The sequence below is a fragment of the Pseudomonas sp. yb_5 genome, from assembly GCF_043103865.1.
Taxonomy (GTDB): domain Bacteria; phylum Pseudomonadota; class Gammaproteobacteria; order Pseudomonadales; family Pseudomonadaceae; genus Aquipseudomonas; species Aquipseudomonas putida_Y.
Genome location: NZ_JBICKE010000135.1, coordinates 1 through 10,458, shown reverse-complemented (window position 1 = coordinate 10,458; position 10,458 = coordinate 1). Strand labels below are relative to the sequence as shown.

At 61.7% G+C, this 10,458-nt stretch carries 9 protein-coding genes; 5 read left to right on the top strand and 4 right to left on the bottom strand.

Features of this window, described 5'->3' with window-relative positions:
- Positions 1–209: 209 nt before the first annotated feature.
- Positions 210–629 (bottom strand): large-conductance mechanosensitive channel protein MscL, encoded by a 420-nt coding sequence (gene mscL / locus ACF8GF_RS24285; RefSeq protein ID WP_176682516.1) that lies wholly within the window; start codon positions 627–629, stop codon positions 210–212.
- A 176-nt stretch (positions 630–805) separates the two neighbouring features.
- On the opposite strand from mscL, the gene radA reads away from it, so the two are divergent.
- Entirely contained in the window at positions 806–2,176 is a 1,371-nt protein-coding gene (radA, locus tag ACF8GF_RS24280; RefSeq protein ID WP_003251626.1) for a DNA repair protein RadA, read from the top strand.
- Between the two features lie 35 nt (positions 2,177–2,211).
- Here the strand turns inward: radA and ACF8GF_RS24275 are convergent, their stop codons facing one another.
- Positions 2,212–3,729, bottom strand: coding sequence for a nucleobase:cation symporter-2 family protein (locus tag ACF8GF_RS24275; protein WP_021784293.1), 1,518 nt, complete (start codon positions 3,727–3,729; stop codon positions 2,212–2,214).
- A 263-nt stretch (positions 3,730–3,992) separates the two neighbouring features.
- Positions 3,993–4,355 carry a PilZ domain-containing protein gene (locus ACF8GF_RS24270; protein WP_176682518.1) on the bottom strand — a complete coding sequence of 121 codons (363 nt, stop codon included), beginning with the start codon at positions 4,353–4,355 and terminating at the stop codon, positions 3,993–3,995.
- A 176-nt stretch (positions 4,356–4,531) separates the two neighbouring features.
- On the opposite strand from ACF8GF_RS24270, the gene ACF8GF_RS24265 reads away from it, so the two are divergent.
- From ACF8GF_RS24265 to yjiA, 3 genes are all read left to right on the top strand, one after another.
- Positions 4,532–6,598 carry a carbon starvation CstA family protein gene (locus tag ACF8GF_RS24265; protein ID WP_176682519.1) on the top strand — a complete coding sequence of 689 codons (2,067 nt, stop codon included), beginning with the start codon at positions 4,532–4,534 and terminating at the stop codon, positions 6,596–6,598.
- A gap of 17 nt (positions 6,599–6,615) precedes the next feature.
- Positions 6,616–6,813: a YbdD/YjiX family protein gene (locus ACF8GF_RS24260; protein ID WP_003251633.1), complete on the top strand. Its 198-nt coding sequence runs from the start codon at positions 6,616–6,618 to the stop codon at positions 6,811–6,813.
- A gap of 77 nt (positions 6,814–6,890) precedes the next feature.
- Positions 6,891–7,868 carry a GTPase gene (gene yjiA, locus ACF8GF_RS24255; RefSeq protein ID WP_176682520.1) on the top strand — a complete coding sequence of 326 codons (978 nt, stop codon included), beginning with the start codon at positions 6,891–6,893 and terminating at the stop codon, positions 7,866–7,868.
- Here the strand turns inward: yjiA and ACF8GF_RS24250 are convergent.
- On the bottom strand, positions 7,828–9,315 hold the full coding sequence (locus ACF8GF_RS24250) for a methylenetetrahydrofolate reductase C-terminal domain-containing protein (RefSeq protein WP_392488632.1): 1,488 nt from the start codon (positions 9,313–9,315) through the stop codon (positions 7,828–7,830). The genes yjiA and ACF8GF_RS24250 overlap by 41 nt on opposite strands.
- A gap of 228 nt (positions 9,316–9,543) precedes the next feature.
- Here ACF8GF_RS24250 and ACF8GF_RS24245 point away from each other — a divergent pair, with 228 nt between their 5' ends.
- Positions 9,544–10,368, top strand: coding sequence for a 5-methyltetrahydropteroyltriglutamate--homocysteine methyltransferase (locus ACF8GF_RS24245; RefSeq protein ID WP_176682522.1), 825 nt, complete (start codon positions 9,544–9,546; stop codon positions 10,366–10,368).
- Positions 10,369–10,458: the final 90 nt, after the last annotated feature.

Here is a 10,458-nt window from a genome sequence, read left to right as displayed (position 1 = left end):
ATCTCCACCCGCCGTTCACCGTTGCTGTCGCCACCGTATTCGCGGGTAAACCCGATCCTACACACAAATCGTTGGTGGACACACATCGGAGGTTGGACACAGGCCGCCGTAGGAGCGGGTTCACCCGCGAACACCGGCGAAGCCGGTGCCATCCATCGCATTGCTTTCTTCGCGAGCATGCCCGCTCCCCACAGCGCCTCCGGCAATTCTCAAGGCAAGCGGTTCTGGTTCTGCGTCTTGAGCAAATCGCGAATTTCGGTCAGCAGCGTCTCTTCAGCCGAAGGCACAGGCGGCGTAGTCGGTGCCACGGCTTCTTCACGCTTGAGCTTGTTGATTGCTTTCACGCCCATGAAGATGGCAAAGGCCACGATCACGAAGTCGATCACGGTCTGGATGAACTTGCCATACGCCAGCATCACCGCTGGCAAGTCACCTTCGGCAGCCTTCAGGGTAATGGCCAGGTCGCTGAAGTCCACGCCACCGATCAACAGGCCCAGTGGCGGCATGATCACGTCGCCGACGAAGGACGAGACGATCTTGCCGAAGGCCGCGCCGATGATGATACCGACCGCCATGTCGACGACATTGCCTTTGACTGCGAAAGCCTTGAACTCGTTGAGCATGCCCATGTTTGGTTCCTTGTAACAAAAGGTAAGGTTAAGGCAGTGTAAGCCACTAAAACGCTTCATGCGTTGTGTTCAGGGCTACTGACTGCAGTTAGAACGAATAGTTTTGTCGCATCCCGAGGCGTTCGAGACACGTCCTGCTCGGCTATCATGGCGAATTTTTCCAGGAGACCCCACCCATGGCCAAGGCCAAGCGCTTGTATGGCTGCACCGAATGCGGCGCGACTTTCCCCAAATGGGCCGGCCAGTGCGGCGAATGCGGGGCCTGGAATACCCTGGTCGAAACCATGATCGAAAGCGGCGGCGCTGCTGCACCCAGTAGCGGCCGCGCTGGCTGGACAGGACAGCAGGCGCAGATCAAGACCCTGGCCGAAGTCAGTGTCGAGGAAATCCCGCGTTTCACGACCAGCAGCACCGAACTGGACCGTGTGCTGGGTGGCGGCCTGGTGGATGGCTCGGTGGTGCTGATCGGCGGTGACCCCGGCATCGGCAAATCGACCATTTTGCTACAGACCTTGTGCAACATCGCCGTGGGCATGCCGGCACTGTATGTCACAGGGGAGGAGTCGCAGCAGCAGGTGGCCATGCGCTCCCGGCGGCTGGGCCTGCCCCAGGACCAGCTCAAGGTGATGACCGAAACCTGCATCGAGACGATCATTGCCACGGCGCGGGTCGAGAAGCCGAGGGTAATGGTGATCGACTCGATCCAGACCATTTTCACCGAGCAGTTGCAATCGGCCCCGGGCGGCGTGGCCCAGGTGCGCGAAAGCACAGCGTTGCTGGTGCGCTACGCCAAGCAAAGCGGTACGGCAATCTTCCTGGTCGGCCACGTGACCAAGGAAGGCTCGCTGGCTGGCCCAAGGGTGCTGGAGCACATGGTCGACACTGTGCTGTATTTTGAAGGTGAGTCCGATGGCCGCCTGCGCTTGCTGCGGGCGGTCAAGAACCGCTTTGGCGCGGTCAACGAACTGGGCGTGTTCGGCATGACCGATCGTGGCCTCAAGGAGGTCTCGAACCCGTCGGCGATCTTCCTCAACCGTACCCAGGAAGAGGTGCCGGGGAGCGTGGTGATGGCAACCTGGGAGGGGACCCGGCCGATGCTGGTCGAGGTGCAGGCGCTGGTCGACGATAGCCATCTGGCCAACCCGCGGCGGGTGACCTTGGGCCTGGACCAGAACCGCCTGGCCATGTTGTTGGCGGTACTCCACCGTCATGGCGGTATCCCGACCCATGACCAGGACGTGTTTCTCAACGTGGTCGGCGGGGTGAAGGTGCTGGAAACGGCTTCGGACCTGGCGCTGCTGGCGGCGGTGATGTCCAGCTTGCGTAACCGGCCACTGGCCCATGGTTTGCTGGTGTTTGGCGAGATTGGCTTGTCGGGCGAGGTACGGCCGGTGCCCAGTGGCCAGGAGCGCTTGAAGGAAGCGGCCAAGCACGGCTTCAAGCGTGCCATCGTACCCAAGGGCAATGCGCCGAAAGAAGCGCCGGCGGGGTTGCAGGTGATTGCCGTTACCCGCCTGGAACAGGCGCTGGATGCATTGTTCGAATAGTGTGCAGGAGCGAGCAAGCTCGCTCCTGCAATCAGTCAGTGCTCGGCAACGGCCGTGCGCCTGACCGTTTCATTGCCATGCTCGTCCAGTTCCAGCATCGGCACTTCGTTACCCTCGGCATCGAACAGCTTGCCATCCTTGAAGTAGTCCCCATCACGCAGCGCGGAAATGTCCGAATACTGGATGGTCCGCTCGTAGGCTGCAGCGAACACTGACTGGTTTTCCGAGTTGCCGGTGGTGAAGTGGTTGAAGATCAGGTTCAGCAGGATGGCCATGATCGCCGCCGAGCTGATGCCGGAGTGGAAGATGGTCTCGAACCAGTTCGGGAAGTGGTGGTAGAAGGTCGGCGCGGCAATCGGGATCATGCCGAAGCCCAGCGAGGCAGCAACGATGATCAGGTTGACGTTGTTCTTGTAGCTGACCTTGGACAGGGTGCGGATACCGCTGGCCGCCACGGTGCCGAACAGCACGATACCGGCGCCGCCCAATACCGGGGTAGGCACGGCAGCAATCACCCGGCCCATGACTGGCAGCAGGCCGAGTACCACCAGAATCACGCCGCCGGTAGCCACCACGTAGCGGCTCTTGACCCCGGTCACCGCCACAAGGCCAACGTTCTGGGCGAACGCGCTCTGGGTGAACGAACCGAAAATCGGCGCCAGGATGCTAGATGCCATGTCGGCGCGCAGGCCGTTGCCCAGGCGCTTGGAGTCCACCTTGGTGTCGATGATCTCACCCACGGCGAGGATATCGGCCGACGTTTCCACCAGGGTCACCATGATCACGATGCACATCGACAGGATCGCGGCGATGTGGAACTCCGGCATGCCAAAGTGGAACGGCGAGGGGAAGGCGAACATCGGGCCTTCGCTGACCTTGCTGAAATCGGTCATGCCCAATGCCCAGGCGATCAACGTGCCGACCACCATGGCCAGCAGGATCGACAGGCGTGAGATGGTTGCGTTGCCAAGCTTGCTCAGCAGCAGCACGATGGCGAAGGTCAGCCCGGCCAGGCCGATGTTGGCCATGCTGCCGAACTCCGGCGAGGCGCTGTTGCCACCCATCACCCAGCGTGCGGCAACCGGCATCAGGGTCAGGCCGATGGTGGTGATGACGATACCGGTCACCAGCGGCGGGAAGAACTTGGTGATGCGCGAGAACACCGGCGTGATCAGAAAGCCGATCAGCGACGCTGCCATGACCGCGCCGAGTACGCCTGGCAGGCCACCGCCCCCCTCGCTGCTCAGAATCGCCCCCATGGTCGCCACACCGGCGAACGACACGCCTTGTACCAGCGGCAACTGGCAACCAAAGAACGGCAGACCAAGGGTCTGCAGAAGGGTGGCCAGGCCACCGGCAAACAGCGAGGCGGCGATCAGCATGCCGATTTCGGCACCATTCAGGCCCGCGGCCTGCCCCAGGATCAGGGGTACTGCGACGATCCCACCATACATGGTCAGCACATGCTGCAGACCATAGGCCAGGTTGGCACCAAGGCCGAGGTTTTCATCCTCGGGTCGCTTGGCGGGAGACGTGCTAGGGGACGTAGTCATGGAGCAGGCTCTCTGTTTATTGTTGTGCCGCTACTGTAGACACTTCACTCAATTGATTGCTACAAGAATTGTATACAATATTTTGATCGGAGCGCGAACAGATCCGGCCGCAGGGCGTGCTAAAACCCAATGCAGAAGGCGTACCAACTTGGCAGAAGCTGTATTAGAAGGGTGTGTACAAAGCAACGCTACCCAGGCTTAAAGCTGTCTGGGTAGACAAGAAACACTCTGTGGGGAGGCTATTAGCTAGCTAAGAGATTTCATTATTCGATGAGTTCGCGCAGCTCACGCATCATTTCGGTGCTGTCAGCCACGTTCAGTTCCACAAGACGGTGCAAGTGGCTCAGCGAGTCGAGGTCGATGTAGAGGCAGATGAAGCCCAGGCGGTCCGCTTCCTCGTGGCGCAGTTCGACCTGCATCTGCACGCGGGCATCTTCGCCCAGGTGGATGATGGCGTCGAAGTCCTGCGTCAGGTCGGCATCCCAATCTGCCGGGCGTTCTATCAGCAAGCCTTTGAGTGAAAGGTCCAGCAGTTTTGCAGGCCAGCGTTTCAGTCCCTGGTGTAGCTCGGCGGGCGCATCGAAGTCGATGCGTTGAAAGCGGCGGCGTTCGTCGTGATCGCTCATGGCATGGATCCTCAATAGGTCGTCAGGTGTCATCCTGACTATATTTAGAACTGCATGTGCATCAGGTACTGCAATCTGGCCGCAGAGGCTCTAGAACAAAGCAAGTGTGGCAATGCCGCTTGACTCGCCCTAGACTCGGTGGGCGGTCTTTCCAATCCACCAGCTGGAAGCTAACCATGAACAACAATAATAGCCTGCTACGCCATATTCCGTGGCTGGCGCTGGCAGTCATAGGCGCCTGCGCACTGGGTGTGGTTGCCCTGCGTCGCGGCGAGGCGATCAACGCCTTGTGGATCGTGGTCGCGGCGGTGGCCATCTACCTGGTCGCCTATCGTTACTACAGCCTGTTCATCGCCACCAAGGTGATGCAACTCGACCCGCGCCGTGCCACCCCGGCGGTGCTCAACAACGATGGCCTGGACTACGTTCCGACCAACAAACACATTCTTTTCGGCCACCACTTCGCCGCCATCGCCGGCGCAGGCCCCTTGGTCGGGCCGGTACTCGCCGCGCAAATGGGCTACCTGCCCGGCACGCTGTGGCTGATCGCCGGCGTGGTGCTGGCCGGTGCGGTGCAGGACTTCATGGTCCTGTTCATGTCTACCCGCCGCAATGGCCGCTCGCTGGGCGACATGGTGCGCGAGGAGATGGGCAAAATCCCGGGCACCATCGCCCTGTTCGGCTGCTTCCTGATCATGATCATCATCCTTGCGGTGCTGGCGCTGATCGTGGTCAAGGCCCTGGCCGAAAGCCCGTGGGGCATGTTCACGGTGATGGCGACCATCCCGATCGCGATGTTCATGGGCATTTATATGCGCTACATCCGTCCGGGCCGTATTGGTGAAATCTCGGTGGTTGGCGTGGTACTGCTGCTGGCTTCCATCTGGCTGGGGGGCGTGATCGCTGCGGATCCGGTGTGGGGCCCGGCGTTCACGTTCACCGGCGTACAGATCACCTGGATGCTGGTGGGCTACGGGTTTGTCGCCGCCGTGCTGCCGGTATGGCTGGTACTGGCGCCGCGTGACTACCTGTCGACCTTCCTCAAGATCGGTACGATCCTTGGCCTGGCCATCGGTATCCTGATCATCGCACCCGAGCTGAAAATGCCGGCGCTGACCCAGTTCACCGACGGCACCGGCCCGGTGTGGAAGGGTACCCTGTTCCCGTTCCTGTTCATCACCATTGCCTGTGGTGCGGTGTCTGGCTTCCACGCGCTGATTTCCTCGGGGACCACCCCGAAGCTGCTGGATAACGAAACCAACGCCCGCTATATCGGCTATGGCGGCATGCTGATGGAATCGTTCGTCGCCATCATGGCCATGGTTGCGGCCTCGGTGATCGAGCCGGGCGTGTACTTCGCCATGAACAGCCCGGCTGCCGTGGTCGGTTCCGATGTTGTGTCGGTAGCGCAGACGGTCAGCAGTTGGGGCTTCCTGATTACACCTGAGCAGCTCGAAGCGGTCGCCCGTGACATTGGCGAGCACACCGTCCTGGCCCGTGCCGGTGGCGCGCCAACCCTGGCGGTCGGTATCGCGCAGATCCTGCACCAAGTCTTGCCAGGTGAAAACACCATGGCCTTCTGGTACCACTTCGCGATCTTGTTCGAGGCGCTGTTCATCCTCACTGCGGTGGATGCCGGTACCCGTGCCGGGCGCTTCATGTTGCAAGACCTGCTGGGCAGCTTCGTGCCGGCGCTCAAGCGCACCGACTCGTGGGGGGCCAACCTGCTCGCCACCGCTGGCTGCGTGGCACTCTGGGGCTATCTGCTGTACCAGGGCGTAATCGACCCGCTGGGCGGCATCAACACCCTGTGGCCGCTGTTTGGTATCTCCAACCAGATGCTGGCCGGTATCGCCTTGATGCTCGGTACTGTGGTGCTGATCAAGATGAAGCGTCAGCGCTACATCTGGGTCACCCTGCTGCCGGCCGTGTGGCTGTTGATCTGCACCACTGCAGCAGGCCTGATCAAGCTGTTCGACCCGAACCCGGCTGTCGGCTTCCTGGCCCTGGCCAAGAAGTACAGCACTGCGCTGGACGCCGGCCAGGTACTGGCCCCGGCCAAAGACATCGGGCAGATGCAGCACGTGATCTTCAACGCCTACACCAACGCGGGCCTGACGGTCTTGTTCCTGCTGGTGGTCTTCAGCATCCTGTTCTTCGCCATCAAGGTCGGCTACGTCGCCCTGGGCCGCAAGGAGCGCAGCGACAAGGAAACCCCGTTCCAGGCGCTGCCTGACGCGTAATAGAGAGGACTGCAATCATGTTCAACGACCTGGGTCGACTGGGAAAATACCTGGGGCAGGCAGCCCGCCTGATGGTCGGCATGCCCGACTACGACAACTATGTCGAACACATGCAGAAAACGCATCCGGACAAGCCGGTGATGAGCTACGAGGCGTTCTTCCGCGAACGCCAGGAAGCACGTTACGGTGGCAAATCCGGCCCCAAGTGCTGTTGAGCCTGCGGTACGTGTGAACCTGTGGGAGCCTGGGTAACCGGCTCCCACAGTCATTTTCAGATTCAGGAGTATTTTGCGTGCAGACGCCCATTCCCGTAACCGTCCTCACTGGCTTCCTCGGTGCCGGCAAGACTACCTTGCTCAGGCACATGCTCAAGGCCGAGCATGGCCTGAAGCTCGCCGTGATCGAAAACGAATTCAGCGAGGCCGGCATCGACAGCCAACTGCTGGGTGATCAGCCGGTGCAGGTAATGACCTTGGCCAACGGCTGTGTATGCTGCAGCATCCATGGCGACTTGACCCGCGCCCTGTACCTGCTGCTTGAACGTCTGGATGCCGGCGAGATTGCCTTCGACCGCCTGGTGATCGAGTGCACCGGCCTGGCCGACCCGGCGCCGGTAGCGCAAACGTTCTTCATCGACGAGGAGCTGCGTGAGCGCTACATCCTCGACGGCATCATCACCCTCGTCGATGCCGCGCATGCCGAACTGCACCTGACCCAGACCATCGCTCAGGCCCAGGTCGGCTTTGCCGACCGTCTGCTGCTGAGCAAGACCGACCTGGTCGAGCCAGCTGCGGTTGAAGCCCTGCGCGAACGCCTGGGCCGCATCAATAGCAGGGCTGCGATCCGTGTGGTCGAACACGGCTGCATCGACCTGGCTGAACTACTGGATGTGCGCGGTTTCAACCTCAACCCTGACCTTGGGGTAAACCTGAAACCGATGTTGCGACCCGTGCTCAAGCCTGCCACCCCGGACCGCATCTCCACGATGGTGCTGCGCACCGAAGCCCCGCTGGATATCGACCGCCTCAGCAGCTTCATGAACGAGCTGCTGGAAACCCACGGCAAACAGCTGCTGCGCTACAAGGGCGTGCTGAACATTGCTGGCGAGGAGCGCAAGCTGGTGTTCCAGGGCGTGCTCAAGCTTTATGGCTTCGACTGGGACGCCGAGTGGGCCGCAGGCGAAGCGCGCGAGAGCGTGATGGTGTTCATTGCCGATGAACTGCCCGAGGCTACGATTCGGGCTGGCTTCGAGGCAATGGCTGCGGGCTGAGCCGCTGGGGCGCCTGCCCTGCGAACCACTGCGGCCATGAGCTGCGGTGTCGGGTTTCGACCTCGATGCACGGGATCAGGCGTTCGGTCAGCACAGCGGTTTGCCGCACTGCTTTGGCGGTGCGGTATTTAACGCTGTGGATGCACTCGCGGTCGCCGAACTCGCAGCGGTTCAGGGCGGTTCCGCCGCAGGGGCCATTGGCCAGGCCTTTAGGGCAGGTTTCCGGGCAGGTGTACAAGGTGTCTTCCAGGCGGCAACGGCCGCAGGTGTCGCAACCCACCAGCGGGCGCTTCACACTGCGCTCGAGCGTGTGCAGCACTTGTGCGCCAACGCGTGTTGCCCATAGAGGCTGGCGCACTGCCCAACCGAAGGCCTTGCTCAGGCCGTTGCGCCGGCTGAACAGCAGTGAATGCATGCCATGCATCAGGTGATAGCGGGCTTTTTCCTTGAATGAGGCATCGACCCGTGACTCGCCCAGGCGCCAGCCCGCCTGTGGCGGATGGAAGGTTACCGCTGGCAGGCCGGGCATCTGCCAGCTGGCGTGCCAGGGCGGTGTCCATTGCTCCATTGACTGAACCTGGGTTTGCCAGTGCTCGATACGGGCCTCGAGGGCCAGCAGCTGTTCGAGTGTGTGAACCCCTGACAGGTGCACACCGGCGTAACCCATCAGCTTTGTACCGATAATCTGCAAGGCCAGACGGTCAACACTGCGCGCCTGGGCAAAGGCCTTGGACTGCGCCGTCTCCGCTTCGAGCATGTCGCGCATGGAGAGCGTGACAGTGACGCCGGCCACGTGGTCGAGCATCGCTGCGCGCCCGTGGGTGAGGCTCATGAGGCAGGCCAGCATGGGCTTGGGTGACGCCTGGCGGCGCATCCAGTGTATGGCTTCCTGGTGCTTGGCGGCATCGAAGCCCAGCTGCAAGGTGAAGAAGTCAGCCCCCGCTGCCAGCTTTTTCTCGGCCTTGAAATACTGGGCGCCGCCTTCTTCCTCGTGGTACTTGAACGGGTTCAGCGCCGCGCCCAGCAGCCAGTGCGGGCAAGCCTGGCGGGCAATCTGCAGGGCAGCGACCGATTCCAGATAACGCACCGGGCGCTGGCCAGGTTCATGGCCGGGCAGGCGGTCGCCAGTCAGCAGTAACAGCTGGTCGAGGCCGGTGGCTTCCATGCGCTGCAGTTGGGCGAGCAGGTGGTGGCGCTCGCGATCCTTGCCTGAAAAATGCGGCAGGGCAGGCACCGGGTTGCTGAACGAGGCGAGGGCGTCCAGCGGTGACATGTCCAGCGGGCTGCCGACACGATCACCGATGGCCACGGTCATAGGCCAGCCGCACAGGTGCGCACGGGCCATGATCGCTTCCATGGCGGCAAAGCGTTCTGCGGAAGGTTTGGGGACGAACTCCATGACGCAGACGAAGTTCTGTTCGCGCAGGGCGGTTTTCAGCAGGCTCATGTTGGCCGGGCACCTGGTGTGGTCAGGGTGGCATTGTGCGGCAGAAGGCGAGCCGGGTCATGTCCGGATGCGCAAGGTGGTGATCTGAATGAGACATGGGGCGCGAAGACCATGACAGCATGATCATGAAGATTTCTTGGGTTCATCTCAAATTTAATGAGTTTGTCTCAATACCCCGCCAGCCGGAGAATCCCCCTCATTCATTCAAGCATGCTGAAGGGACAAGACATGGCACTGGCACATAACCTGGGCTTTCCACACATCGGCCGTGACCGCGAGCTGCGTGCCCGCCACTGGCAGGTGCAGAAAGACGCTGGCATCGAGCTGCTGCCGGTCGGCGACTTCGCCTGGGACAGCCACGTGCTTAGCGCAGGCGATCAGCCGTTCGTTCTGAACTGGGAACCACTGTTCGAAGAAGTGGAGCACGCCAAGGCTCTGGGTCATGCAGTCAAGCCGGTAGTGATCGGCCCCTTGACCTACCTGTGGCAGGGCCAGACCCTGGGCGGTGACTTCGACAAGCTGGAGCTGCTTGACCGCCTGCTGCCCGTGTATGACCAGCTCCTCAACCGCCTGGCCGCCCTGGGCGTTGAATGGGTGCAGATCGATGAACCCATCCTCGCCCAGGCGCTGCCCCAGGACTGGAAAAATGCCTATGAACGCGTCTACAACATCCTTCAACGCGCACCGTTGAAGAAGCTGATCGCCACGTACTTCGGTGGCCTTGACGGCAACCTCGGCCTGGCCGCCAACCTGCCAGTGGATGGCTTGCACGTCGATCTGGTTCAAGCCCCTGAGCAATACCAGAGCATTCTCGACCGCCTGCCGGCTTACAAGATACTGTCGCTGGGCCTGGTCGACGGTCGCAACGACTTGCCTTGCGATCTGGGCAAGACCCTGGGGCTGCTGCACGAGGCCCATGAACGCCTGGGTGAGCGGCTGTGGTTGGCGCCGGCCTGTTCGCTGCTGGAGAGCCCAGTGGATCTGGCCGTGCAGAAGTGCCAGGAAGTGGCAGTGCTGGCTGCTTCGCTGGAGCAGGACCGAGCCGCGGCTTGAACGGTTGCTGCCTGTGCCGGCCTCTTCGCGGGTGAACCCGCTCCTACGACGGCCTGCGCCCAATCACCGATGTGTGTCCACCACCGATCA

Coding starts and splice junctions, on each gene's coding strand:
- mscL (WP_176682516.1), bottom strand. CDS start 629: ATGGGCATGCTCAACGAGTTCAAGGCTTTCGCAGTCAAAGGCAATGTC.
- radA (WP_003251626.1), top strand. CDS start 806: ATGGCCAAGGCCAAGCGCTTGTATGGCTGCACCGAATGCGGCGCGACT.
- ACF8GF_RS24275 (WP_021784293.1), bottom strand. CDS start 3,729: ATGACTACGTCCCCTAGCACGTCTCCCGCCAAGCGACCCGAGGATGAA.
- ACF8GF_RS24270 (WP_176682518.1), bottom strand. CDS start 4,355: ATGAGCGATCACGACGAACGCCGCCGCTTTCAACGCATCGACTTCGAT.
- ACF8GF_RS24265 (WP_176682519.1), top strand. CDS start 4,532: ATGAACAACAATAATAGCCTGCTACGCCATATTCCGTGGCTGGCGCTG.
- ACF8GF_RS24260 (WP_003251633.1), top strand. CDS start 6,616: ATGTTCAACGACCTGGGTCGACTGGGAAAATACCTGGGGCAGGCAGCC.
- ACF8GF_RS24250 (WP_392488632.1), bottom strand. CDS start 9,315: ATGAGCCTGCTGAAAACCGCCCTGCGCGAACAGAACTTCGTCTGCGTC.
- ACF8GF_RS24245 (WP_176682522.1), top strand. CDS start 9,544: ATGGCACTGGCACATAACCTGGGCTTTCCACACATCGGCCGTGACCGC.